Annotated in this window: 23 protein-coding genes and 1 tRNA gene; 9 read left to right on the top strand and 15 right to left on the bottom strand. The window is 62.3% G+C overall.

Annotated features, from left to right (window positions below; genetic code table 11):
• Positions 1-36: 36 nt before the first annotated feature.
• The 13 genes from C495_RS11600 to C495_RS11540 form a co-directional block, all read right to left on the bottom strand.
• Entirely contained in the window at positions 37-1,563 is a 1,527-nt protein-coding gene (locus C495_RS11600; protein WP_008163101.1) for an NADH-quinone oxidoreductase subunit N, read from the bottom strand.
• Positions 1,563-3,086 (bottom strand): complex I subunit 4 family protein, encoded by a 1,524-nt coding sequence (locus C495_RS11595; protein ID WP_008163099.1) that lies wholly within the window; start codon positions 3,084-3,086, stop codon positions 1,563-1,565. Before C495_RS11595 ends, C495_RS11600 begins: the two co-directional genes overlap by 1 nt.
• Positions 3,086-5,125: an NADH-quinone oxidoreductase subunit L gene (gene nuoL / locus C495_RS11590; RefSeq protein ID WP_008163097.1), complete on the bottom strand. Its 2,040-nt coding sequence runs from the start codon at positions 5,123-5,125 to the stop codon at positions 3,086-3,088. The genes C495_RS11595 and nuoL overlap by 1 nt, the downstream gene beginning before the upstream one ends.
• A gap of 1 nt (position 5,126) precedes the next feature.
• Positions 5,127-5,432: an NADH-quinone oxidoreductase subunit NuoK gene (nuoK, locus tag C495_RS11585; protein ID WP_008163095.1), complete on the bottom strand. Its 306-nt coding sequence runs from the start codon at positions 5,430-5,432 to the stop codon at positions 5,127-5,129.
• Positions 5,429-5,878: a hypothetical protein gene (locus C495_RS11580; RefSeq protein WP_008163094.1), complete on the bottom strand. Its 450-nt coding sequence runs from the start codon at positions 5,876-5,878 to the stop codon at positions 5,429-5,431. The genes nuoK and C495_RS11580 overlap by 4 nt, the downstream gene beginning before the upstream one ends.
• A complete protein-coding gene (locus C495_RS11575; protein ID WP_049890288.1) occupies positions 5,875-6,144 on the bottom strand; it encodes an NADH-quinone oxidoreductase subunit J in 270 nt (89 codons plus the stop codon). Before C495_RS11575 ends, C495_RS11580 begins: the two co-directional genes overlap by 4 nt.
• 2 nt (positions 6,145-6,146) lie before the next feature.
• Entirely contained in the window at positions 6,147-6,608 is a 462-nt protein-coding gene (locus C495_RS11570; RefSeq protein ID WP_006066757.1) for a NuoI/complex I 23 kDa subunit family protein, read from the bottom strand.
• Positions 6,605-7,690, bottom strand: a complete 1,086-nt coding sequence (locus tag C495_RS11565; RefSeq protein WP_008163089.1) for a complex I subunit 1/NuoH family protein — start codon at positions 7,688-7,690, stop codon at positions 6,605-6,607. The genes C495_RS11570 and C495_RS11565 overlap by 4 nt, the downstream gene beginning before the upstream one ends.
• Positions 7,691-7,692: 2 nt before the next feature.
• Positions 7,693-9,348, bottom strand: a complete 1,656-nt coding sequence (locus C495_RS11560; protein ID WP_008163087.1) for an NADH-quinone oxidoreductase subunit D — start codon at positions 9,346-9,348, stop codon at positions 7,693-7,695.
• Positions 9,345-10,052 carry an NADH-quinone oxidoreductase subunit B gene (locus C495_RS11555; RefSeq protein WP_008163086.1) on the bottom strand — a complete coding sequence of 236 codons (708 nt, stop codon included), beginning with the start codon at positions 10,050-10,052 and terminating at the stop codon, positions 9,345-9,347. Before C495_RS11555 ends, C495_RS11560 begins: the two co-directional genes overlap by 4 nt.
• On the bottom strand, positions 10,049-10,462 hold the full coding sequence (locus C495_RS11550) for an NADH-quinone oxidoreductase subunit A (protein ID WP_008163084.1): 414 nt from the start codon (positions 10,460-10,462) through the stop codon (positions 10,049-10,051). Before C495_RS11550 ends, C495_RS11555 begins: the two co-directional genes overlap by 4 nt.
• Positions 10,463-10,657: 195 nt before the next feature.
• A complete protein-coding gene (locus C495_RS11545) occupies positions 10,658-11,290 on the bottom strand; it encodes an AIR carboxylase family protein (RefSeq protein ID WP_008163081.1) in 633 nt (210 codons plus the stop codon).
• A gap of 41 nt (positions 11,291-11,331) precedes the next feature.
• Positions 11,332-12,549 carry a 5-(carboxyamino)imidazole ribonucleotide synthase gene (locus C495_RS11540; protein WP_008163079.1) on the bottom strand — a complete coding sequence of 406 codons (1,218 nt, stop codon included), beginning with the start codon at positions 12,547-12,549 and terminating at the stop codon, positions 11,332-11,334.
• A gap of 248 nt (positions 12,550-12,797) precedes the next feature.
• Here C495_RS11540 and ribH point away from each other — a divergent pair, with 248 nt between their 5' ends.
• From ribH to C495_RS11495, 9 genes are all read left to right on the top strand, one after another.
• A complete protein-coding gene (gene ribH / locus C495_RS11535; RefSeq protein ID WP_008163077.1) occupies positions 12,798-13,217 on the top strand; it encodes a 6,7-dimethyl-8-ribityllumazine synthase in 420 nt (139 codons plus the stop codon).
• Positions 13,214-14,362, top strand: a complete 1,149-nt coding sequence (locus C495_RS11530; RefSeq protein WP_008163076.1) for a pyridoxal phosphate-dependent aminotransferase — start codon at positions 13,214-13,216, stop codon at positions 14,360-14,362. The genes ribH and C495_RS11530 overlap by 4 nt, the downstream gene beginning before the upstream one ends.
• Positions 14,363-14,479: 117 nt before the next feature.
• Positions 14,480-15,229, top strand: a complete 750-nt coding sequence (locus tag C495_RS11525) for an HNH endonuclease (protein WP_049890319.1) — start codon at positions 14,480-14,482, stop codon at positions 15,227-15,229.
• A gap of 100 nt (positions 15,230-15,329) precedes the next feature.
• Positions 15,330-15,432 (top strand) — tRNA-Gln (locus tag C495_RS11520).
• Positions 15,433-15,724: 292 nt separating this feature from the next.
• Entirely contained in the window at positions 15,725-17,050 is a 1,326-nt protein-coding gene (glmM, locus tag C495_RS11515) for a phosphoglucosamine mutase (protein WP_008163072.1), read from the top strand.
• Between the two features lie 232 nt (positions 17,051-17,282).
• Positions 17,283-18,968, top strand: a complete 1,686-nt coding sequence (locus tag C495_RS11510) for an alkaline phosphatase family protein (RefSeq protein ID WP_008163071.1) — start codon at positions 17,283-17,285, stop codon at positions 18,966-18,968.
• Positions 18,969-19,067: 99 nt separating this feature from the next.
• A complete protein-coding gene (locus C495_RS11505; protein ID WP_008163069.1) occupies positions 19,068-19,730 on the top strand; it encodes a helix-turn-helix domain-containing protein in 663 nt (220 codons plus the stop codon).
• A gap of 248 nt (positions 19,731-19,978) precedes the next feature.
• Positions 19,979-21,625: a twin-arginine translocation signal domain-containing protein gene (locus tag C495_RS11500; protein ID WP_241430605.1), complete on the top strand. Its 1,647-nt coding sequence runs from the start codon at positions 19,979-19,981 to the stop codon at positions 21,623-21,625.
• A gap of 242 nt (positions 21,626-21,867) precedes the next feature.
• A complete protein-coding gene (locus C495_RS11495; RefSeq protein ID WP_049890287.1) occupies positions 21,868-23,490 on the top strand; it encodes an oligosaccharide flippase family protein in 1,623 nt (540 codons plus the stop codon).
• A 163-nt stretch (positions 23,491-23,653) separates the two neighbouring features.
• Here C495_RS11495 and C495_RS11490 read toward each other — a convergent pair whose 3' ends face one another.
• Together C495_RS11490 and C495_RS11485 are read right to left on the bottom strand one after the other, a co-directional pair.
• Positions 23,654-24,703, bottom strand: a complete 1,050-nt coding sequence (locus tag C495_RS11490; RefSeq protein WP_008163056.1) for a glycosyltransferase family 2 protein — start codon at positions 24,701-24,703, stop codon at positions 23,654-23,656.
• Complete coding sequence (locus C495_RS11485; protein ID WP_008163055.1) at positions 24,703-25,965, bottom strand: polysaccharide deacetylase family protein; 1,263 nt, start codon at positions 25,963-25,965, stop codon at positions 24,703-24,705. The genes C495_RS11490 and C495_RS11485 overlap by 1 nt, the downstream gene beginning before the upstream one ends.
• Positions 25,966-26,124 lie beyond the last annotated feature (159 nt).

Here is a 26,124-nt window from a genome sequence, read left to right as displayed (position 1 = left end):
TGCCACCGAGACGGGTAAAAGCTACCGGCTGCGCGCTCAGGCGAGCGCTGCAGCAGCGGCGTCAGTTGCGGCCTCGGCGATCGGTCCGAATCCGGCGAGCAACGCGACCGTCATCACGGCGGCGACGATGATCGCAGCGTAGAGGCCCGTCGGCTGGTCGAGTGCGCCACGGTCTGCGAGTGGGTCCTCGATCAGGACGGCTTTGACCAGTCGGGAGTAGTAGTACAGCGAGAGTGCGCTGTTGACCACCAGCGCGGCAGCGACGGCGAGCATGGCGGTGCTGCCGATACTGATCGCGCCGGTAAAGAGGAAGTACTTGCTCCAGAAGCCGGCAAACGGCGGCACACCGGCGAGGCTGAACATGAAGACCACCAGCGCGGCACACGCAACGGGTGCCTGTGCCGAGAGGCCGTTGTAGTCTTCGAACGTGCGGCCGACGTCCCAGTGTTCGGCGAGTGCAACGAACAGGAACGCGCCCGTGTTCATGAAGCCGTAGACGAGCAAGTGCATCATCGCGGCACCCATCACGAGCTCGCCACCGTCGGCCGAGAGGGCCGCCAGCCCGATCAGCGCGTAGCCAGCGTGGCCGATCGAGGAGTACGCGAGCATCCGCTTGACGTTGTTCTGAGTCGCCGCCGCGAAGTTCCCGATCGTCATCGTAACGATTGCGAGGATGACGAAGGCGATCGTCCAGTCGAGACCGATCAGCTCCTGTGTCGCCGCGACCGGGAATGCCTCCGTGAACACGCGGAACGCGATCACGAAGCCAGCGGCTTTCGATGCCGATGAGAGGAACGCACTGATCGGAGCCGGCGCGCCCTCGTACGCATCCGGGGCCCAGAAGTGAAACGGCGCGCTCGCGGTTTTGTACGCGAAGCCACCGATCAGCATGAGAATACCGAGCCCGAGCAGGCTGCCGTAGCCGTCCGCCCCGCCGGCTTCGATGACGGCAGCGATGTCGGCCAGATACAGGTGGCCGGTCGCGCCGTAGACCAGCGAGATCCCGTAGACGAAGATCGCCGACGAGAGCGCGCCGATCAAGAAGTATTTCAGCCCGGCTTCGACGCTCCCACGGTTGTCTTTCAAGATCGCCACGAGTGCGTACGACGGCAGGCTCGCAAGCTCGAGGGCGATGAAGATCGTCACGAGGCTGTTTGCGGCGGCCATCATCGACATGCCGGTCGCCGCGAGCATGACGAGCGAGTAGTACTCGGCCTGATAGGCGTGGTCGACAAGATAGTCGTAGCTTGCGACGGCGACCAGTGCGGTGACGATCGCGACAACGATCATGAAGTACAGCGCGAGCTGGTCGACGACGAGCCCGTGGATCGGCTCGATTTCGCCGAGACCGCCGTCTATCGTGGGCGTCCCGACGCCGGCAGTACTGAACCAGACGGCGACGGCCAGTGATGCGAGTGAGCCGGCCGCTGCGGTTCCAGCAAGCAGCGACCGGTTCGTCGACCGCGGCGAGATGCTGTCGAAGACGAACAGCGCCAGCGCGGTCACAGCCATGATCAATGCCGGTGCGAGTGCCATCCACTCAGGGAGTTGGAACACCGCCATTACTGTTCACCTCCACTCAGGATCGGATCGACTGCATCGGTTATCATCTCGAAGATCAGGTCGGGTGCCACACCGAGGAGGATGATGATGCCGAGCAACACGAACATCGGCACGATGTCGTGCAGCGGTGCTCGGCCCACCTCGTAGTCGGTTTCGAGTTCGTACGGCCCGAAGACGGTTCGCTGGAGCGCAAACAGCAGGTAGCCAGCGACGATGACGATGCCGAACATCGCCAGCGACGTAAACAGCGGCGCGTACGCGAAGTCGGCCTGGAAGGCCCCGAAGAAGATCGTGAACTCGCCGTAGAAGCCGGACATCAGCGGCAGGCCCATGTAGCCGAACGCACCGGCGATGAGAATACCAACCGCGATCGGCATCCGGTCTGCCATTCCCGACATATCAGTGACGAGCCGGGTGTGTGTCGCGTTGTAGATGACGCCGACGGCCATGAACATCAGCCCCGAAATGAAGCCGTGTGAGACCATCTGGAACGTCGCCCCGCCGACCCCGAACTGGGTGTAGGCGATCAGGCCGAGGATGACGTAGCCCATCGACGAGACGGACGAGTAGGCGACGATCCGTTTCAGGTCGGTCTGTGCGAGTGCGAGCATCGCGCCGTAGATGACGCTGATGACGGCGATCGCCGCGATCGGCACGGCGTACGTCTCGACCTGTCCGGGGAACATCGTGAAGTTGAATCGGAGCAGCGCGTAGGTCCCCATCTTCAGCAGGACACCCGCCAACAGCACGGAAGCGGGCGTCGGAGCCTCAACGTGGGCGTCCGGCAGCCACGTGTGGAACGGGACGACCGGCACCTTCACTGCAAAGCCAAGGAACATCGCGATGAACACCACCGAGGTGAGCGTCGTGCCCTCGAGGCCGAGGAACCCGTCGGGGCCTCCGTTGAGCATCGCCGTCGCGATTTCGGGCAGTGCGAACGACGTCACCGAGTCGCCGAGTCCGAAGACGAGTGCGATGAAGGCACCGAACATGACGAGCGACGCCACGTTCGTGTAGACGAAGAACTTGATCGCGGCGTACTTCCGGCGTGGGCCGCCCCAGATACCGATCAGCAGATACATCGGGATCAAGACTGCCTCCCAGAAGATGAACCACAGGAAGAAATCGAGCGCGGCGAAGACGCCGATCAGGTTCGCCTCAATGAACAGGACGAGCCCGTAGAACTGAGACTCGCGGTCGTCGATCGGCGTCCACGAACTCATGATCGCAGCCGACGTGAGAATCGTCGTCAGGACGACAAGCGGGAGGCTAATACCGTCAAGCCCGACGAACCACGAAATCGAGTACTCGCCGAGTTGGATCCACTCGTACTGCGATTCGAAGGCGAGTGATCCCTCGAGCAAGGCGTTCCCGCTGCCGTCGAAGGCCGTGAACAGCCAGAGGCTGAGCACGACGGGCACGAGGCTGATCGCGAACGCCAGTTTGCCTGCGATGCGATTCGGCGCAACGAACGTGACCAGTGCGCCGACCAGTGCGACCGCGATTAGTGCTTCAATCATCATCAGAACCACCCTCCGTACAGTCCGAGCACGAGCAGTAAGCCGATGAATCCGGCCACCAGCAGTGCTGCGTAGTTTGTCACGATCCCCGTCTGGAGGCGTTTCACACGGTTACTGCCGAACAAGCTGATGGACGAAACGCCGTTGACCGTTCCGTCGATGACGGTCCGATCGAAGCGGTCCGCCGCTCGTGCAATCGGCTGTGTGACCCCTTCTGCGAGCCAGACCTGAAACTCGTCTTGGTAGTAGTTGCTTCGCAAGACGGTGTAGGCACCGCCGAGTTTCGTCACGTGACGTGACGGCTCTGGCACGTTGTACAGCTTCCATGCCACGCCGGCACCCGAAAACGCAAGTAGCAGGGACACACCAGCCGCGATCAACACCGTCTGTTGTTCGGTGCCGATCGTGCCGGCTTCGTACGCCAGCAACTCACCGTAGGCGCTGTATGTCAGTCCTTCCACGGCCCCGTACTCGCCGTCGAGCCAGGACTCGAGGAAGGTCAGTTCGATACCGGTGAGCTTGTAGACCGGCGCGAGGTTTGCGATACCGGCCACGAGCGCGAGGACACCGAGCGTGATCAGCGGGACCTTGACCGCCCAGCCGACCGGGTGTGGGTCCTCGGCTGCCTCGGAACGAGGCTCACCGTGGAAGGTCAGGAAGACCATCCGGAAGGTGTAGAAGCCAGTGAAGAAGACAGCCACCAGTCCCATCGCGTAGGCGGCGAGGATAACCGGTTCCTCTAAGCCGACGATCAGGGCGTCGTAGAGGATTTCGTCTTTCGACCAGAAGCCCGAGAACGGGATGATTCCGGCGAGCGCGAGCGCGCCCGCGAGGAACGTGTAGTAGGTGACCGGCGCTTTGTCCTTGAGGCCCCCCATCTTCCACATGTCCTGTTCGTGGTGCATGAGGATGATGACGGCCCCGGCACCGAGGAACAGGAGCGCCTTGAAGAAGGCGTGGTTCATGAGGTGGAAGACGCCAGCGACGTAGCCGCCGACGCCGAGTCCCAGCATCATATAGCCGTACTGGCTGATCGTCGAGTACGCGAGCACCTGTTTGATGTCGTCTTTGACGACACCCATCGTCGCCGCAAACAGTGCCGTAAAGCCACCGACGAAGGCGATGATCGCCAGCGCCGTCGGGCTGAGTGCGTAGTAGCCGAACATCCGGGCGACCAGATAGACACCGGCCGCGACCATCGTCGCCGCGTGAATCAGGGCGGAGACAGTGGTCGGACCTTCCATCGCATCCGGCAGCCAGGTGTGTAGGGGGAACTGGGCGGATTTACCGATGACACCACCCAGCACCAGTAGTCCGGTGATCGTCACCCACGTCTGGGCGTCGAAGCCGAACAGCTGTGTGCCGTCGTCGATTGCGGTCTCGGCTGCCGTCACGAACGAGTCGTCGCCGGCGAAGGCAACCGTCCCGAACGTGGCCGCGATCGCGACGACCCCAATCAGGAAGAAGTAGTCCCCGAATCGGGTGACCAGAAACGCCTTCTTCGCCGCCGATGGGGCCGACTTCGTTCGGAACCAGAAGCCGATCAGCAGATACGAACACAGGCCAACGAGTTCGAAGAACATGAACGCCATCAGCAGGTTGTCCGCGAAGACGAACGCGAGCATACTGAACGTAAACAGCCCGAGTTCGGCGTAGTATCGCGGCAGTCCCGTCTCGCCTTCCGCGTTCATGTACCCGAGACTGAATACGTGGACGAGGACGGCGACGAGCGAGACGATCACCAACATCAGCGCCGAGAGCGGATCGATCAGAATGCCGAAGGTGAATTCGATGCCGTCGGCACCGACTTCACTGGCGACGGCGCCGGACGTCCACTCGTAGATCGTTTCATGATAGACTTCGCCACCCGCGACGGCTGCAAGCATCGCAAGCGACAGTACCAACGAGCCTGCCGTCGCGAAGATGCCCGCAATCGCCCCTTTCTTCGGCATATACTTGCCGAACACCAGAGCGACGACAAACGCCACGAGCGGGAACAGTGCGATCGCCGGAGCGTAACTGAAAATTCCTGTTCCTGCCATCTTACCACCTCATCGTCGTCGGAACCGTGACATCGACATCACGGAAGTTACGGTACAACACCAGGATGATCCCGAGTCCGACAGCGACCTCCGCGGCGGCCAGCGCCATCGTAAACAGCGCGAACACCTGCCCCGTGAGGTTGCCGTGATAGAACGCGAAGGCGATCAGGTTGATGTTCGCCGCGTTCAGCATGAGCTCGACGGACATCAGGAACATCAGTGCGTTACGACGCGTCAACACGCCGAACAGCCCGATACAGAACAGGGCTATCGACAACAGCACGTAGTACTCGAGTGCGACCGTCATCGGTCGTCACCTCCACTCGAGTCAGTGCCGGACGCGCCACCGTCAGTCGTCGATCCCGAGCGGCTAAACCGACTCGAGTCGGTCGCCTGCTCGGTGTGTTCCGGACTCGAACTCCCAAGCGGTGAGACTGGCTCGCCGTCTTCCTCTCGTTTTGCGAGGACGAGCGAGGCGTCGAGTGCGGCGTCGAGGGTGATTGCAACCAGCAAGAACGCCGCGAGGAACGGCTCGGTCGCGCCGATCGAGCCGTCGGTCGACTGCAACACCTCGAGGTTGAACATGGCGTAGCCGATTTCGGACGTGATCGAGATCCCGTCCGGATAGCCGGCGGTTGCCATCGTCGAAAACGACGTGTTCAGGACGATCAACGCCATCAACCCGAACAGGCCAACGGCGAGCACCCCGGGGAGCAGCGATTTCCCAAGCCGGAGCTGTGGGCCGGTCGTCATGGCTGTGCCACCTCCTCGGACGCCTGCTCGTCGCGCTGGGTCAGCATCACCGCGAAGGTGATGAGGATGAGCACCCCGCCGACGTAGACGAGAATCTGCATCATCGCAACGAACTCGGCTGCAAGCATCACGTAATACACCGCGACGCTAAGCAGTGTCACACCAAGCATCAGCGCCGAGTGCCATGGGTCCCGAAAGAGGACCACACCCAGTGCGCTGGCAAGCGTCACGAACGCAAACAGTGCGAACGCGATCGTTTCCATCATTGTTACTGGTAATCGACGTCTCCGTCCCCCTCGCCAATCCACGCACCCCGGTCAGGTTCGCGTGACTCGAGCGGGTCGATGTCTTTGTACCACGGTACGGCTCGCAGCTGGTCTTTGTTGTAGACCAGATCGTGTTTGGTGTCGCCGGTGAACTCGAAGTTCTGCGTGAGCAAGATCGCATCGACGGGACAGACCTCCTCACAGAGCCGACAGTAGATACACTGTCCGATGTTGAGGTTGTACTGTTCGCCGTTGCGCTTGTCATCCATCACGATCTGAATCGTATCGTTCGGACAGACGTTCTCACACTGACGACACCAGATACAGCGCTCTTGGCTGAACTTGTGGACGCCCCGAAACCGGGGGGAGACGTCCGGTGCAGTCTCGGGATACTCGACAGTAAACGTCGAGCCATCCAGTGCGTGTTTCATCGTCGTAGCCATGGATTTGAGTAGTCCGATCATGCAATCAGCCCCACAATTACTGCAGTGATGACGAGATTAGCGAACGAAAGGACGAGCAGTCCCTTCCAGCCGATCTCGATAAGTTGGTCGATCCTGACACGTGGAATCGCCGACCGAAGCCACTGCGTCAGGAAGAACACCGCCCAGATCTTGATGATGAACCAGACGATACCTGGCAACACGGGTCCGGCCGGGCCGCCGAGGAAAATTGTCGCGATGATCGCTCCACCGAGGAAGATGTGGATGAACTCCCCGAGGTAGATCAACACGAAGTAGACGCTCGAGTACTCGGTCTGGTAGCCAGCAACGATTTCGGTCGGCGCTTCGGGCGTGTCGAAGGGGTTGCGGCCGACTTCGGCGAAGTTCGCCACCAGAAAGAGCACGAACGCGAACGGGTTGACCAGCGCGTACCACGCCGGAATGTCGAGGCCGCCGAGCGAGACGAGCGTCTGTGCCTGTGCCTCGACGATCGCACTCATCTGTAAGGTGCCGGCGAAAATGACGACCGACATCCCAGTGACGACCAGCGGGATCTCGTAGGCGACGTTCTGTGCGACCGCTCGCAGGCCGCCGAGCATCGAGTACTTGTTCGCCGACGCGTAGCCGGCCATCACAAGCCCGATGCTGGCGATGCCGGCGACCGCGAAGACGAACGCGAGCCCAACTTCAGGGTCTGCGAGGTGAATCCCACTGCCCATCGGGATCACGGCAAAGCCAAGCAGCGCTGACGAGGCGATAACGATCGGCGCGAGGTCGTACGCCGGCCGATCGGCGTCTTCGGGGATGATGAGTTCTTTCGAGAGTAGTCGCACGGAGTCGGCGACAATGATCAGCAAGCCGGCCGGACCAAGGCGGTTGACCGCGATTCGGTCAGTGAACGCGGCGGTAATCTTTCGTTTCGCCCACGGACCGGCGACGCCGGTCATCGCCAGCATGATATTGCCGACGATAAACGCCGCGAGGAACGCCGCGAGCAGTTCACCGCCGACGCCGAACTGGTCCAAGCCGGTCAACTCTCCGACTCGTTCGGGAAGCAACACGGTGTCGGTTTGTAACGGCAGCGTTGCACCTTCACCAACCATACTTACCGGTCCACCTCCCCGAGAACGATGTCGAGACTACCGAGCGAGGCGACCAGGTCGGGGATGTACTCCCCTTCGGACATGGCCTCGAGCGCCTGCAGGTTCGAGAAACACGGACTGCGGATCTTGAACCGGCCGGGTTTGTCCGTCCCGTCCGATCGAATGTAGATCCCCAGTTCACCTTTCGCGCCTTCGACCGCACGGTAGACTTCCGTGTCGGCGTCCGGTTTGAGCGTCCGGGGCACGTTTGCCTGCACGTCGCGTTCGTCTTCGGGCCAGTCCTCGAGCAAGTCGAGACACTGCTCGATGATCTTGGCTGACTCTTCGACTTCCTGCATCCGAACGAGGACGCGCGCGTAGTTGTCACAGCCGTCTTCGGTGATGACGTCCCACTCTAGGTTCTCGTAGTAGCCGTAGGGGTCGTCACGGCGCAGGTCGTAGTCGACGCCGGAGCCACGGGCGACGGGACCCGTACAGCCGTAGTCTTTGACCTCCTCGGGCTCCAGAACGCCGGTGTTGTGACACCGGATCTGGAAAATCTCGTTCGAGGTGATCATGTCGTTGTACTCGTCGACTTTCGCTGGCAGTTCGTCGAGGAAGTCCCGCGTCTTCGCGATGAACTCATCGCGTGGTTCGGGCAGGTCCCAGGCGACGCCGCCAAGTCGGAAGTAGTTGAACATCAGCCGCTGGCCGGTGAGGTCCTCGAGGATGTCCTGGACGACCTCGCGGTCGCGGAACGCATACTGGAAGACGGCGGTGAAGTCGCCGTAGACGTCCAGTGCGAATGTTCCGAGCGCGAGCATGTGTGAGGCGATCCGACACAGCTCGGCGCTCATCGTCCGGATAATTTGGGCGTATTCGGGTACCTCGATATCCGCCAGATCCTCGGCCGTGCGGGCGTACGCCCACTCGTTTAAGAGACCAGCCGAGACGTAGTCCCAGCGGTCGGGGTATGGCATGATCTGGTGGCGATAGGTGCCCTGCTGGCACATCTGCTCTTCACACCGATGGAGGTAGCCGATGTCGGGATCGACGTCGACGACCGTCTCGCCGTCCAGCACCGTCTTGACGTGGAGCACACCGTGAGTTGCGGGATGGTGTGGGCCGATGTTCAAGAACATCGTGTCCGACTCCTCGTCGTGGTGGTCGGGCTGGATCGGATTGGCGTGTTCCGACAGTGTGACGATCTGTGGTTTCTCCTGATCGTAGCCCTCAGAGAGCGGATGGCCCTGCCACGTTTCGGGCAGGAGAATCCGTCGTGGGTCGGGATGGCCTTCGTAGTCGATTCCAACGAGGTCGAACGCCTCGCGCTCGTGCCAGTCTGCCGTCCGGAAGACGGGTTCCGCCGACTGACTGACGGGGTCGTCGGTCGACGTCGGGACGACCACCGAGACCTCTTGGGTCGGATCGGCGTACTTTTTAAGGTGGTAGATCGATTCGTACCGATCCGAATACTGCTGGGCAGTGAGACAGGAGAGGTGATCGAAGCCGGCTTCGTCCCGGAGGTCGGTCAGGACATCCTGAACGTCATCGGGTCGGATCACGAATCCCGGCGCATTGAGATGGTCGTCGCGACCGAGCGCGCGATCACCGAGTAAAACCTCGAGATCGTCTTCGCTGACCTCGGTTGGCTGCTGTCGCTCGAGTTCCGTGCTCATGGTGAATCAGCCCAGTTATACCGCATAACGAGGTCGTCCTCGTCGATTTCGCTCGCGAGTTTCTGCACGAGTTCGTCTTTCGGTAAGTCGCCGAACTGCTCGAGTTCGTACGGCTTGACGACGACTGGGGACGACTCGCCGTTTCGAATCCGCTCTTGGAGTTTGGCTACGCCGTAGATGAGCGCCTCTGGCCGGGGCGGACAGCCCGGCACGTGAATGTCGATCGGGATGATCTCTTCGGCACCTTTGACGACGTTGTAGCCTTCCTGGAAGGGGCCGCCAGAGATCGTACACGATCCCATCCCGACGACGAACTTGGGTTCGGGCATCTGGTCGTAGACGCGCTTCATGCGGGGGCCGAACTTCGAGACGATCGTCCCGGGGACGATCATCACGTCGGCCTGCCGCGGCGAGGCGCGGGGTACACCGGCACCGAAGCGATCCAGGTCGTGTTTGATCGCGTAGGTGTGGATCATCTCGATACTACAGCAGGCGATCCCGAACTGTAGCATGAACATCGAGTTACCCCGGACCCAGTTCATGAACTGATCGAACTTCGTGAGGATAAACGGCGATGCGCCGAACGCCTCCCGAAGTTTGGAGTTGAACCGGTCGTCCGGTCCTTCGCCGATCCGCGAGTCGCGGGTATCCGTCGACGGTGCGGTGCTGTCGTGGATCGATTGCCGTGGATTGTTGCTACTCATTGTCGATCACTGCCAGACGTTGCCTGACGGGGTGTCCGTGCCCACTGTACTGCACCGGTGCGCCATGCCCATGCGAGTCCGACCATCAAGATGGCGACGAACAACAGCATCGGCCCGAGGATCTCGAGCAGCGAGACGGCGTCCGATTCGACGGCATCCAGGTAGACGACCGCCCAGGGGAACAGAAGGACGGTCTCGATATCGAAAACGAGGAACAGAAGCGCAACCATGTAGTACTGGATGTTGAACCGAATGCGCGTCCCGCCGGTCGGAATCTCGCCACTCTCGTAGGTGGCGCGTTTACTCGTTTCGGGGACAGACGGCCGCAAGAGGTACGATACCGCCATCATTCCGAGCGGTATCAGTAGTCCAACGAGCGCCAAGGCCCCGATTGCGATCCAATCATTCATCTCCGTAACGTTCGAGGGTTCAAACCGCACGCATATAAGGGTTGATTGTTCGTTTTTCGGCAGAAGACGGACTCCAGCGCCGTCTTTCGTGATAAATTACGTAGTTAACTCGTGTCAGGAGCCCGTCCAGAGTTTTCGAGGGGGAAACTAGTCACTGCGTTTGAACGAACGGCGGGCTGCCGAGATAAGACGGGATTACTCGCTCGAGAACGTTTCCGTCCCCTGATCGTGCAGGTCTCGAGAGACGGTCCCGACGCCCTCACGGAGGTCGTCGTGGTAGGAAACGAGTCGGTCACGAACGGTCTCGTGTTGGCGGGCAAGAATCTGGGCCGCCGAGAGCGCGGCGTTGAACGATTTGCCGGCGTCGACGGCGACCAGCGGCGCGCCGGTTGGCATCCCGATGACGCTGTCGACGGATTTCTCCTGGACGGGGACGCCGATCACCGGCAGCGGGTAGGCGATCGAAGCCGTCATGTTCGGCAGGTCGGCCGACTTCCCGCCCGCGCCGGCGATGATGACCTCGAGGCCGCGATCCTCGGCCGTCTCGGCATACGCCGTCATCAGATCCGGCGTGCGATGAGCCGAGGTGACGTACGTCTCGAAGGTAAAGCGCTCTTCCGGCGGGTTCTCGTAGTCGGTCTGCTCGGCGAAGCCGAGTTCGTCGACGAAGGCGTCGTAGGCCCCGCGGCGTTTCCCGCCGGTCATCATGACCTCGAGGTCCGAGTCACTACCCATGACAATCCCGACGTCCGGGGTTTCGTCGTTCGGGCGGTCTTGCTCGGCTTCGCGGTGGAGACGGTCGATCAGGTCGCTAACGCTGTCGCTCATAGGAGAAGATGGTCGGGCAGGTGACTTCAATCCGCCCGAAACTACTCCGCCGTGAACGTGAGGGTCGACTCGAGGTCGCGCGCGGTCTCGAGGAGAGCCTCGACGTCGGCATCCGGGTCGCTACCCGAAACCGTCACGTGACCCATCTTGCGGCCCGGACGGGACGTGCGCTTGCCGTACCAGTGGAGGTGTGCACCGGGAGTCTCGAGGATCTCGTCGATGTCTCGCAGCCGTGCGTCCTGATTCTCTTCGACGTCAGCCAGCAGGTTCGCGAGTGCGGTTGGTGAGCGCAGTTCGGTCGAGCCGAGCGGCCAGCCGAGGACGGCCCGGGCGTGCTGTTCGAACTGGGAACTCTGTGCGCCCTCGATCGTCCAGTGGCCCGAATTGTGCGGACGCGGGGCGATCTCGTTGAGCAGGATTTCACCGTCGCCCTCTCGCGGGCCCTGCCCGCTCGAGTCTTCCGAGGCGCGTGGCGCCTCGCTCGTTTCAAACAGTTCGATCCCGTAGACGCCCCGCCCGTCCATCACGTCGAGGACGTCACGCGCGACCTCGTATGCGCGCTCGGAGACGGCCTCACTCGAGCGTGCGGGGACGATCGTCTCTCGAAGGATCTCGTCGACGTGGATGTTCTCGCCGAGTGGAAAGGTCGCGACCTCGTCGTCGCCTTTGACGGCGATCACCGACACCTCGCGTTCGAACTCGACGAACGCTTCGACCATCGCGGGGCCGGCGACCGACTCGAGGGCGTCCTCGGCGTCTGCTTTCGATTCGACCGGGACGTTGCCCCGACCGTCGTAGCCGCCAGTCCGCGCTTTCAACATGACCGGCGCGCCGTAGTCGTCGATCGCCGCGCGGATGTCGTCGGCGTCGTCGACCGCACGGAACGGCGGCACCGGAACGCCGGCGTCCTCGAGTTCCTGTTTCTGGACGAGTTTGTCGTGGATCGTCCGTAGCGTCTTCGGCTTCGGGTGTACGGGCGTCCCCGTATCCTCGCTGATGCGCTCTAAGACGTCCTGATCCGCGAGTTCGATTTCGAACGTGAGGACGTCCGCGCTGGCGGCGAGTTCGCGAATCCCCGCCTCGTCGTCGAAGTCGGCGACGATCTGCTCGCGGGCGACTGGTGCGGCCGGGCAGTCCGGTGTCGGATCGAGCACGACGACCTCGACGCCGAGCGGCGACGCTGCCTCGGCGAGCATTCGTCCGAGCTGTCCCCCACCGACGACGCCAAGCGTTGGCCCCGGCGTCTGAAGCGTTGTCATTGCGCGCCGGTTGACCGTGGCCGCGCTTAAGGGTTCTCAATAGCACGACACGGTTCGAACCCCGATATAGTAACAACTGAAACGAGTGACACACAGATCGCAGAGCCGTCATGCGATCTGGAGTGCAGTGACGTTCAGTGGCTTATAGCTGTCCGTTCCGTCGACTGAGGTGATTTATCGTGATTGATTATTCGAGTTTGTTACTCGATAACGGTACCTCTTTTACCCGCCCACCCTACCGCTCGCCTATGACCACGCTCGGACTGGTGGTCGCGGAATTCAACCGCCCGATCACCGAGCAGATGGAACAAGAGGCCCTCGAGGCGGCCGAAGCCGCCGGTGCCGAAGTACACGACACGGTCACCATCCCGGGCGTCTACGACGCCCCGTTGGCGGCGGACCGACTCGCCCGACTCGAGGCAGTCGATGCCGTGGCCGTCATCGGGACGGTCATCACAGGTGACACCGATCACGATCAGGTGATCACCGACGCGACCGCTCAGCGACTCGCTGACGTGAGTCTCGAGCGTGATACCCCCGTAACTCTCGGCGTGACGGGTCCCGGCATGTCCGCCGCCGAGGCACGCGAACGCGTCGCAAACGCGGCGAAAGCCGTCGACGGCGCACTCGACCTCGTCGCACAACTCCCCGATCCAGATCAACAATGACGATGGAATTCACTGACCGCGTAACCCGAGTCGAACCGTCCGCAACGCTTGCGATCTCCGCCCTCGCGACCGAACTCGAGGCCGACGGCGCAGACGTCGTCGACCTCTCCGTCGGCGAACCCGACTTCCCGACGCCCCAAAACATCACCGACGCCGGACAGGATGCGATGGACGCCGGCCACACCGGCTACACGACCTCGGCTGGCATTCTCGAACTTCGCGAAGCGATCGCCGACAAACTGGCCGACGACGGCCTCGATCACACGGCCGACGAGATCATCGTCACGCCCGGCGCGAAACAGGCGCTCTACGAGATCGTGCAGGCGCTTATTCAAGACGGCGACGAGGTCGTCCTGCTCGATCCCGCGTGGGTCTCATACGAGGCGATGGTCAAGATGGCCGGCGGCGACCTCACGCGCGTCGACCTCTCCGACGCTGACTTCCAACTCGAGCCAGCGCTCGACGACCTCGCAGAGGCCGTCTCCGACGAGACCGAACTGCTCGTCGTCAACTCGCCGTCGAACCCCACCGGCGCGGTCTACTCCGACGCCGCACTCGAGGGCGTTCGCGATCTGGCCGTCGAACACGACATCACCGTCATCTCCGACGAGATCTACAAGGAGATCACCTACGGCGTCGAGCCGACCAGCCTCGGCACGCTCGAGGGCATGGCCGATCGCACCGTGACGGTCAACGGCTTCTCGAAGGCGTACTCGATGACCGGCTGGCGGCTTGGCTACTTCGCCGGCCCCGAGGACCTGATCGATCAGGCCGGCAAACTCCACAGCCACTCGGTCTCCTCCGCGGTGAACTTCGTCCAGCACGCCGGTATCGAAGCCCTCGAGAACACCGACGAGGCCGTCGAAGAGATGACCGAGGCGTTCGAGGAACGGCGCGACCTCGTCGTCGACTTGCTCGACGAACACGACGTCGACGTCGCCGTCCCCGAGGGTGCGTTCTACATGATGCTCCCCGTCGACGACGACGATCAGGCCTGGTGTGAGGGCGCGATCGAAGACGCCCACGTCGCGACGGTTCCCGGCAGCGCGTTCGGGACGCCCGGCTACGCCCGAATCTCCTACGCCGCGAGTGCAGAGCGACTCGAGGAAGGCATCGAGCGACTGGCCGACGAAGGCTACCTGTAACGCCGCTAACTGACGTTTCGAATCACTCGCTTTTTGACGGAGTGTCCGACGTTAGCGACGGCTATCGTTCGTGTGGTCCTCCTCGAGTTTAAATGGGATGACGAGGCCAACGCCGGCATGGAGTGTCCGACGTGCGGGAAGAGGCTCTCGACGGAGCGTGGCATGCGCCAGCACCACACGAAAGTCCACGGCGAGTCACTGCCGAATCGAACGTGTCGTGGGTGCGGACTCGAGTTCTACGATCCGAAGGCCAGACGGGAGTTCTGCGACGACTGTAATCCGAACGCCGGCGAACACAACGGCAACTGGAGCGATGCGATGGAGACGACGTCCTGTAAACGGTGTGGCGAGGAGTTCGACTACTATCCGTCGAACAAGGACGGCGTCTATTGCCCGGCATGTGTCGACGCCGCGGACGGGCTTCTTCCGGCGAATCCATCGACGAAAGGGGACCGAGTAGCAGTCCACTGTCGGTCATGTGACACCGAACTTGAAGTTCGGCCGGCGCGACTTGAGGAGCAAACGCGCGGCTTCTTTTGTACACTCGAGTGTTACGGGACGTGGCTTTCGGAGAACGTTATTGGCCCTGACCATCACCAGTGGAAGGGTGGCCCGATTCCATATGGACAGACGTGGTGGCGGATTCGGCGGCAGGCACTCGAGCGCGACGACTACGAGTGTCAACACTGTGGGGCAGACGCCGATGAACTCGGACAGAACCCGGATGTCCATCATCGACAGCCTGTCCGTTCGTTCGACCAGCCCGACGCTGCACATACGATGGACAACGTGATCACGCTCTGTCGGAGCTGTCACCGGCGTGTAGAAGAAGGAACAATAGTGGTGTCGCCTCGCGACGAAAGGTAACACTATTGTACGACGGTGGTCTATCCAGCGAGTGAAGTCCCGTGGTGGCGAGCAGTTCCGGTAGAACTGCGAGGTACGCGGGTCGACAAACAAAGTGAGAAGTCCCGTGGTGTAGTGGCCAATCATATGGGCCTTTGGACGTGTTCGGTTTGGTCCGTCACGGAAGACAGCCTATGACGGCGGTTCGAATCCGCCCGGGACTACTTCTGCTGCGAACAAACTCGTGAGCAGCAGGTATCCTCGGCGGTTCGAGCCCAGCAGACGAGAGGATTCGAGTCTGCGCGGTTCGAATCCGCTCAAGACTACATTACAACTATTTTTTGTGAAATTAAGTCTGGTAGCGGTCGAACTACGTCTCTCACTGACCAAACTCGAGAGCGCCTCCCATCGATTCGAACCCACAACTGGCCGTGAGACGCGTCTTACTGATACCATAGTCCGCAATCAGATCGTTAGCGGCCCTATAGTAATCCCCGTTTCCTCGAGGGGACAGGTATGTTCGGAACGAGCGGAATCCGAGGCCCAGTTGGAGACGATGTGACAGCCGACCTCGCACTCGCCGTGGGGCGGGCGGTCGCCTCCGAGGGCTACGAGCGCGTTGTGGTTGGACGGGATGCTCGAGAGAGTGGGACGATCCTCGCTGAGGCATTGATCGCCGGCGTACGGGAGTGTGGAACGGATGTCGTCACGGTTGGCGTCGCGCCAACGCCGACGATTGCGAGAGCCGTTCCGTGGACGGACGCGGATGCGGGAGTCGTCATCACGGCCTCGCACAACCCTGCGCCGGACAACGGGATCAAACTCTGGACGGCGTCGGGCAAAGCCTTTGGTCCCGACCAGCGCGAGGCGATCGCGACACGGATCGACCGTGAGGCGTACGACCTCAAACCCTGGAACGAACAGGGCGCACTCGAGTCACTCGACGGTGTGTTAGCACACCATGCCAGCGAACTGACCGACGCGGTGTCGATCGACGATCCGCCGAGTGTCGTCGTCGACGTCGGCAACGGAACTGGCGGGATCACCGCCCGCGTGCTGGCTGCGTTGGGGTGTGACGTCGTCACGCTGAACGGCCAACAGGACGGGAGTTTCCCGGGCCGACCGAGCGAGCCGACTCGAGAGACGCTCGCCGGCCTCTCGTCGCTGGTCGAATCGACGGCCACCGACCTCGGAATCGCCCACGACGGCGACGCCGACCGGATGATGGCCGTCGACGAGACTGGCGCGTTCGTTCCCAAGGACGTGCTGTTCGCGCTGTTCGCACGCGAGGCCGCGGGCGATGGCGACGTCGTCGCCGCACCCGTCGGGACGAGCATGACCGTCGACGACACGCTCGCAGCGGTTGGAGCGTCGGTCACGCGAACGCCGGTTGGCGACGTGTTCGTCGCCGAGGAAGCGAAACGGCCGGACGTCGTCTTCGGCGGCGAGCCAAGCGGGGCGTGGATTTGGCCGACAGAGACGCTCTGTCCGGACGGCCCGCTCGCGGCGTGTACACTCGTCGAACTCGCCGCCGAACGCGGGCCGCTCTCTGAACTCGTCGCCGACATCGAGACGTATCCGATCCGGCGAACGGCACTCGAGGTCGAAGCGAAAGCCGCGGTGATGGACCGCGTTCGTGAGCACGTCCACGAACGCTACGACGACGTCGAGACGCTCGATGGGGTCTCCATCGCTGTCGACGACGGCTGGATGCTCGTGCGAGCCAGCGGAACCCAGCCGATCGTTCGAGTGACGGCGGAGGCCCGAACCGAGTCGCGAGCCGAGGAGTTAGCAGCCGATGCCGTGGCGATCCTCGAGCACGCGATCGAAGCGGACACGTGACCCACGGCGAACAGGCGTCGGGCCTCGCGGTACCGAGGCGGGATGTGTCGATCTAGACACGAGTCCGTCAGATGCCCGATTTTCGGGTTTACAGCCGTTTTAGCGAACCGATAATGAAGTGTCTCGTCGGCCCCACTTCGGGTAGATCACGTGCGGTATCGACCGACGTCGCTACCGGAAAGCCCGGTAGCGGTCGACCGAAGACAGGAGTCAACACGAGACCAATGGAACGATGAGTGGGACCTTCGACCGTGACGACGAGGCATCGACGACGACTACCGCGAGCGACTCGAGCGGGCTGGAGACGCTGGTGATCGGCATCGACGCGGGCTGTCTGCCGGTCTTCGAGCGACTGTTCGAAGACGATCGCATCCCGACCATCGAGCGCCTTTGTTCGGAGGGCGTGACGGCCCCGCTCGAGTCACAGATCCCGCCGTGGACGCCGAGTGCGTGGCCGTCGATCTACACTGGAGTCAACCCCGGCAAACACGGGACGATCGGCTTCGTCGGCTACGACGGCTACGACTGGCACGTCACGAGCAACGACGACGTTCGCGAACATCCGCTGTGGACGTTACTGGACCGACACGGTCGCTCGAGCGTCGTCGTCAACGCCCCCGTCACGTATCCACCCGACGAGTTCGACGGCGCGGTGATTCCCGGTTTTCTCGGCCCTGAGGACCCCAGCTGTCACCCCTCGGGGCTGCTCGACGACGTTCGGGAGGCGATCGGCGACTACCGTATCTATCCCAACTACACCCGCGACGACGACTCGGTCACCGACGCCGAAAAGATCGCGGAGTATCGGCGACTCGTTGGGATGCGTGGCGAGGCGTTCCGGTATCTCGTCGACGAGTTCGAACCGGATCTCGGTTTCGTCCAGTTCCAGAAGACCGACACGGTGTTTCACGAGTTCGACGGCGACGAGGCGATGGTCGAGGCGGTCTACGAGGCGACCGACGAACAGATCGCCACGATCCTCGAGGCACACGACCCCGACCGGATCTTCCTCGTCAGCGACCACGGCATGGGGCCGTACGACGGCTACGAGTTCCGACTCAACGAGTTCCTCCGCGACGAGGGCTACATCGAGACGACGACGGGTGGGAAGGGGATGCCGTCGTGGACGCCGATGCGACGGCGACTCCGCGAAGGCGAAGAGTACGACACGTGGGAGCCCGGAACGGCCGCCCGCCTCGCCGCAGTCGCGGCGCGGTTCGGGATCACCGCTCGTCGACTCAGGATCGCCCTCGAGCAGGTCGGTCTCGCGGAGGTCGCAAAGAAGTACGCACCGGGCGGTGTCTCTCGGACGGCGAACGAGCAGGTCGATTTCGCTGCATCGACGGCGTACGTCCGTGCTCGAACCGAACTCGGGGTCCGGATCAACCTCGAGGGCCGAGATCCCGAGGGCGTCGTTCCGCCCGAGGAGTACGATGAGGTCCGCGAAGACCTCATCCGGACGCTTCAGGGAATCGAGACGCCCGACGGAGAGCCGTTCTTCGAGACGGTCGCCCCCCGCGAGCGGTACTTCCACGGCGACCACGTCGACGACGCCGTCGATATCGTGACGATTCCCAACGGGTTCGAGCACGCCCTCTCCGAGCAACTCGGCGACGGCGAGTACTTCGGCCCGGTCGAGCCGTGGAACCACAAACTCGACGGCGTCTTCGTTGCGCTGGGCGAGGGGATCGACGAAGCGCAGTCGCTCGAGCACGTCCATCTGTTCGACGTTGCACCGACGGTCATGGCTGCGATGGGGGTGCCGGTCAGCGACCGCATGGACGGGACCGTCGTCCCGATCGTCGACGACATCGATTCGATGTCATATCCAGCCTACGACAACCCGGATGGGCACGACCAGACGGCGCCGGACGAAGCGGTGACGGATCGGTTGGCGGATCTCGGCTATCTGAACTGAACCGCGCCGAGACGGACGATTTCAGCTGCTGCAAGTGTCGGATACGGCTTCGATAAATAAGGCCCCTGAATTCGACAGTACAGACGTTACAACATCTCTATGGGATTTATCGCTGAAATTCACCTCTCTCACGACGATCTGGTGTTGGTACCGACGATCAAGCGCCACCCGGATACGACGCTCAGATATGAGTACACCACACCGACCGGCGGACGGGACACCCAATTTATTTCGGCTTTCGGCGACGACTACGCCGCACTTGAGGGGGCGATGGAGGCGGACCACACGATTTCGAACCCGACGCGCGTCGCAACCTTTGAAAACCGGGTGATCTACCGCGTGACGACCGAGACCGACATCGAAATTATTCCGGACCGCTGTACTGAGGGTGACCTGTTCGTCTTTACCGTTACGAGCACCACCGGTGGGTGGGTTGCACGCGTTCATCTCCCGGATCGTGATGCGCTCGCCGCGTTCCGATCGTGCTGTCGAAGCTACGGGATCTCGTTTCGCGTGAGTCAGCTGTATGATTCGTCGGTCTCCGATGAGGGCACGTACGTACTCTCCGAACAGCAGTACGAAATTCTCACACTGGCGTACTACGCTGGCTACTTCGACGTTCCACGGGAGTGTACACAGGACGACCTCGCAGACCAGTTCGAGATCTCCGATTCGGCGGTCTCACAGCGACTTCGCCGTGCCATCTCGGATCTGATCGCCGGCACGATCGAAAACGACCGAACGCCAACTGACTACGAGTGACCCTCCGAGATGTACCTCGACTTTCAGTGGTTATTATAGCTTACGTGACTGTTAAACGCTACCTGTGAAAGTGGAATCATCGCCCAATCTCGAGGCGAGTGAGGCCGATTGCACGCTGTAATATCGTTGATCATATCGAAACACAAATATCTACGCTGACAGCCGAGTTCGCGACTCGAACTTAAAAAGTTGCTATCCGAACCCATAGTTACTGAACCGTCTCATTACTCATACTGAAATGACTATCAATGTCGGAACGAAGTGGGATGCGAAATTCGGACCGTGGAGGGTCTCCTCATTCTCAGTCATTTGATGATTCGAACGAACGATCGTTGCTTGAGGACCGACCTAATTCACGCCGATCACGGCGAACGTTTTTACAGGGTGTTACGGCCGTCGGTGCCGCGGCGCTTGGACTGACGTCGACTGCCAGTGGCGCGTCGGACCCGTTCGGACAGTACTACGACGATTACGGGACCGTCATCGACGTCGTCGAGGCCGGCGCGGACAACACCGGTACCGAACCGATCACGCCCGTTCTCGATGAGTTACGGGCAGACGATACACTGCTTGTCTTTCCCGAAGGGCGGTACTATATGGACGAGCAGTTCAGATTCACCGGGTTCGACAACTTCGGAATGGTCGGCCAGAACGCGACGTTGGTCCCGGCGAACTACCACGAGTTCGACGGTCCGCAGTATCGACTGTTTCGCCTCGGCGTCTCCTATCGCCCCGGTCGACGGCTCCGGTTCGAGGGATTCGACGTCGATCAGACAGCCCCGGAGACGGGGATTCGAACGATCGAAACGTACGTCTCAGATCGACTCGAGGTTCGAGACATCATCATCCGCGGCCAACACGACAGCGGGACGTGGGGGCCTGGACTGTTCAACATCACGTCCGCAGACGGCTGGGGGATCGTCGAACGGTTCCGGGCACCGGGTGGCGCCGCGTGGGTCAACAACACCCCGAACGCCGGCAACCGCTGGCGTGGCCCCATCGGAATCGAGGCGAACCAGAACAGCGGAACACTCGAGTTCAGGCGCTGTGCGCTCGGTGCGTTCCCGAACAACGGCCTCTATGCGGCCGGTGGCGACGGAAAGATCGTCGTTCACGGTGGCTACTACAAAAACAGCAACGGCGCGAACATCCGAGTCGGCGGTCAGGGAAGCGAGATCCGGTGGCCGACCGTCGAAATCGACGACACGCGGCCCGACGACCGCTCCCAGCGTGGGATTCGGATCGAAAACGGTCGTGACTTCGAGATCTACGGTGCGGCGGTCGAGAACGCCTCGCCCAAACCAACCAGTCACGCGATTTCGGTGATGAACTCGTGTGAGAGTGCCCGAATCGACAACGTTCACGTTCGACTCCACGGCTCGGCCGTCAACCACGGGATCGTCCTCTCGCCGGAGTGTGGCGCGACGACGATCGTCGACACGGAGATCACCCACGAAACCGATGGCGGGTATCCGCTGTGGATTCGAAACAGCGACCGAACCGAGCAGGTGCTCGCTGAACACCTCACCATCTCCGGTCGAGCGGGTGACGCCAGCGGTTTCCGCGACGGCATTCGCTGTGAACGGGACAACTGTCGTTTTAGCCACGTCGACATCTCCCAGCTCGGTCGCGACGGTGTCGACCGAAACGCCATCGTCAACATGGCCGACGACGTGACGGTCTATAACAGCGAACTGCGAGCCAGCCAGTACCCCTACGTCGACCTCGGCACCAACTCGCTCGTGAGAGATTCGGTCCTCAAGTCGACGACGAACAGCGAAGCCGTCTGCCTCTACAGCAGTGCCGAGAACCCGACGTTCAAAAAGAACCATCTGGACCGCGGCATCCGTGACCTCGGTGCGGACGGCGTCACGACCTGGGAGAACACGTACTGAGTCGCGGTCTCGCACAACAGCACGTCTCAACCGCGACGTCGGCCGTTTATCCTCCGTATAATAAGGCCTCGCCAGTGCCAGCGTTGTGCTATCGTGAGTGTGTCGGATACTGATACTGTCGTAGTGCGGTCAGGGGCGTGTGTCGACCGCCCGGACGGTTGGCAGGCGGGATATCGACATCGTCGACAGTCCAGCCGACCGTCGACACCGGGCGGTCGACGCGGCATGTCCGGGGGGAGACCGTGAACAGGAGCATCGCGAGCGGCGTCTTCTCGGTTGTCAGCTCCAAAATCATCGTGCTGATCATTACGACGCTCTCGACGCCGCTGCTGTATCGATTCCTTGGTGCGTCGGCGTTCGGCGAGTACGCCTTCCTGCTGTCGGTGTTCGCCATCTACATGATCTTCGTCAGCTCCGGAATCACCGACGGCGTTCGGAAGTTCCTCGCCGAAGACCGAGCTGCAGCGAACTGGAGCGAACACGTCGTCGGCTTCTACTTCAGACTGGCAGTCGTACTCGCCGTCGTCGGCGCGCTGTTGCTCGTCGGGGCCGCCCAGTTCGGGATCGTTGGCCTCACGTTCGGTGACGAACTGACGATCTACTTCTACGCGCTGGCCGCGCTCGTCATCACGGCGCAGTTTCGCGACTACGCCCGGAAGACGCTCATGGGATTCGGCCTCGAGCGCTACTCGGAGCCGTTGAAAGTCCTCGACAAGGTCGGCTTCGTCGTGGTTGCGATTCCGCTCGTCTACGTCGGCTACGGCGTGATGGGGGCCCTCGCTGGTCACCTGTTTGCGAGCATACTCGTCGCCGCCGTTGGACTGGTACTCGTCCACCGCCGAATCTCGCTGTCGTGTGTGTTCAGTCGACCGACGGCGCGATTTCCGCGAAAGCAGATGCTTACGTTCAATTCGATGAGTATCGTCCTCGTGTTCTTGCTGATGTCGCTCTATCACATCGACATCGTAATGCTCCAGCGCTTTGCCGAGAGTTCGGCAGTCGGGAACTATCGAGCGGCGCTCACGCTCGCTGAGTTCCTCTGGTTCGTCCCGTTGGCGCTGCAGACCGTGTACGTCCACTCGACGTCGGAGCTGTGGTCAAACAACCGCTACCGGAAGATCACGGACCTCGCCTCCCGGACGACACGATACACGTTTCTGCTGACGGCCGTCATGGCGGTCGGACTCGCAGCGCTCGCGGACGTCGCCGTCCCGATCTATTTCGGTGCCGAGGCCGAACCGGCGATCACGCCGCTGTTGTTGTTGCTGCCGGGCGCGCTCGGCTTTGCTCTCGCACGGCCGATCCTCGCCGTCTCACAAGGGAACGGAACGCTTCGGTATCCGATCGCAGCGACCGGCGCTGCGGCCGCGATCAACGTCGCCCTCAACGCCGTGTTGATCCCGCGCTATGGCATGCACGGTGCCGCCGTCGCAACGAGCGTCGGCTATGGGACAATGTTCGCCTTCCACTGCTGGAGCGCGCGACTCGTCGGCTTCGATCCGCTTGCCGACGCCCGATTCGGGCGCGTCATCCTGACGACCCTCCTCGCAGCCGTCCCCATCGTCGCGCTCACGACGGCGCTTCCGGGCCCGTGGCTCGCCCTCGCCGTCGTCCCGCCGGTCGGCTTCGTGATCTTTCTCGCCTTCGCGTTGCTCGTCGGCGCGCTTGACCCCACCGAGCCGTTCGAGATACTGGCGGCGTTCCCCGATCCGATCGGCTCGAGGGCAGACTCGATTCACAGCCGCCTCGAGGCGCGGCTGAGCGGAGACACGACACGAAACTGGCTGCAGATCCTGCTGTTCGTCGGCGGCCTCTCCCTGCTCGTCTCGGGACTCGCGCTTGGGCTCCTCGACGCCAGTTTCTAACTCGTGACAGCCGCCTCGCGCCGTCTGCTTGACAGTCGAACTGCGAACCGAGAGTGTCTCGGCTGACTCACCTGAGAAAGACGGTCAACACGTCGCTCGAGCATCCATAAGAAACGGAGACGCCGGAGGCGTGATTGCAAACGATGCGTCGTGGACGGCGTCGTTACTGAATTTGGTGTTCTAACTGTTCGCTCTCGCCCATGTCGAACACCATCGCGAACAACAACAGCGTGATTCCGACGAGAGCGACCACGGTGCTCGTCTGGGCGATCGAAACGCCAGCACCGAGCAGCGTGAAAAGCAGGCTCAGTCCCACCCCACCCACGCCCGCGGCGGCCGTCCCGGCTCCGATGAGATAGAACAGCGCAAGCGGATGAAAATCGAGGACGAGGTACTTGGTTTTGAGTCGCCACAGGAAGTTCCGAAGCAACATCGTGGAGACTTTCGGAATGTAATCGGAGTACGTGATACTCGACTCCTCGTCGCCGTAGACGGCCGGCATCGCGACGTCGGCGACGCGCATGCCCTGCACGTTGAGCTTGACGAGCAGATCGTTACAGTAGCCGTAGTACTCGTAGAGGTTCTCGAGGTCGACCGCCGCCAGCGCGTCGTGGGAGATCGCCGTGTAGCCGTTCTGCGGGTCCATCGTCTTCCAGTAGCCCGAGGCGATCTTCGTCAGGAACGTCAGGATCGCGTTCCCGACGAACCGAAAGCGCGGCATCGCCGCGCGGTACTCCGTGGAGAGCAGCCGGTTTCCTTTCGCGTAGTCGGCCTCCCCCTCGACGATCGGATCGAGCAGCCGTGGCAGCTGGGAGAGGTCCATCTGTCCGTCGGCATCGACGGTCACTGTCGCGTCCACGCCGTCCTCGAGGGCGGCGAGATAGCCCGTCTTGATCGCGCCGCCGGCCCCGCGGTTCTCGCGGTGTTGAATCGGGACGACCCGACCGATCGGGTCGTGCACCGACGCTCGAGTCGTGAGCGCGGACGCACCACCGTCTGCAACGAGCGGCTCGCTTGCGGTGTTGTGGGCTGACCGTGCCTGTGCGTCCGTCCGGGCGGCCTCGAGGATCTCGGTCCACGTCCCGTCGGTTGACTGGTCGTCGATCACGTAGAGTCGATCGACGGCCGACGGCATCTCACGGATCACATCGCCGACGAACCCTTCCTCGTTGTAGGCGGGGATCACGACACCGATGGTTGCGCCGCGATACATCAGGCACCCTCCAGCAGGTCCGTCGCGGTGACGACGTTGATCTCCTGTTCGTCGAGATACTCGAGGAGGGCCGCAAACGCCTGTTCGTCGAACCCGTCGTTGCCGATCTCCTCGAAGTGCAAGACCGCGAGTTGGCCGTACGCGGCGGCGTGGTCGATGTACGTGTACGTCTCCGAGCCGGCAGCGCCGGAGAACACACCCACGTTGTGGGGGTCCGTCAGCGCCAGTCCGTTCGGCCCGCCGCCGTACCGGAACGCCTGCTCGTGGTACTCTCTAACGAGATCGATCGTCTCCGGTCCGAGCACGTTTCGCGGCGTGATGAAGTGTTTCGCACCCGCATCGAACCCCCATCGCTCGAGGGAGGCTTTCGTCCGCTCGATCAGGTCCGCCTGCTGTTCGGGGCTATACTCGTGGATGAAGTTCGCCCCGGTGCGTGGCCGCGCAGCCATATCCCAGCCGGCGTCGTCGAGTTCGGAGAGCGCATCGAGCGTGAGTCGGCCGTCTCGAGTGTCGCCGACGGCCTCGGGGATCACTGCTTCGACGCCCGCGTAGCCGTACTGTTCCATCCGTTCGAACGCGGTCGTGTAGTGGCTCTCGAGCGTGCCGTCGAACAGCAACATGACCGACCCCGTCTCGGGGCGATCGACCGCTCGTAGATCGTCGACCCGACACGCGATGGGACCGGTGTGGTCGCCCCGTCGACGGGCAGTCAGCCGGATCTCACGAACGTCTGCGAGGTCGGGTTGTCCGTCGACACGGCTGGTTCCGAAATCGACGCGCACCCACCGATCGGTCGGACCAGTAAGCGTCCGCGCCATCGTGTATGCATGCTGTGCGTTCGGGGCGAACAGTTCGAGCGAGAGGTGGAGCTGCTCGCGGCTGGTGAAGTTGACCGCGAGCGAGAGGTTTTGCTCGCGCAAGTCGATCCCGCCGGTCGTCGTATAGATCGCCGCGTACTCGGTCTCGTCGTCCGCGGTGAGACGAGCCGACTGCGATCCCGTGTACGGTTCGTCCGTCGCAGCCTCGAGGCTGCCCGCATCGATCATCGACCGCCACTGCTCGAGGTCCTCGAAGCGATCGATCGATTCGCCCGGAAGGCCGAGTCGTTCGGGGTCGTCACCGGTTCGGTCGGACGGCTGCTGGGCTATCGGCCCGTCGTCCGACCCGCGCCACTCGGAGATCGTCGAGAGGCAGCCGGCCAGACCAAGCGTCCCCGCCGTGGCAACGGTGGTCACGAACGATCGTCGGTTTCGATTCGTCATTGCCGCCGTCAATGATCCAGCTATCCTTTCTTATAGAGTCGTTAGACGCACAACTCGCCGGCCAGCGCCAGCCCGCTCGAGGGCGCTGGAACCGTGTGCCCAACGGCGGAGACCACTCACACGACTGCCGTGTCGGGTTTACCCACTCGATAATAATGC

Origin of the sequence: Natronorubrum sulfidifaciens JCM 14089 (assembly GCF_000337735.1) — an archaeon.
Lineage (GTDB): Archaea > Halobacteriota > Halobacteria > Halobacteriales > Natrialbaceae > Natronorubrum > Natronorubrum sulfidifaciens.
This window is presented reverse-complemented; position numbering and strand designations above follow the sequence as displayed.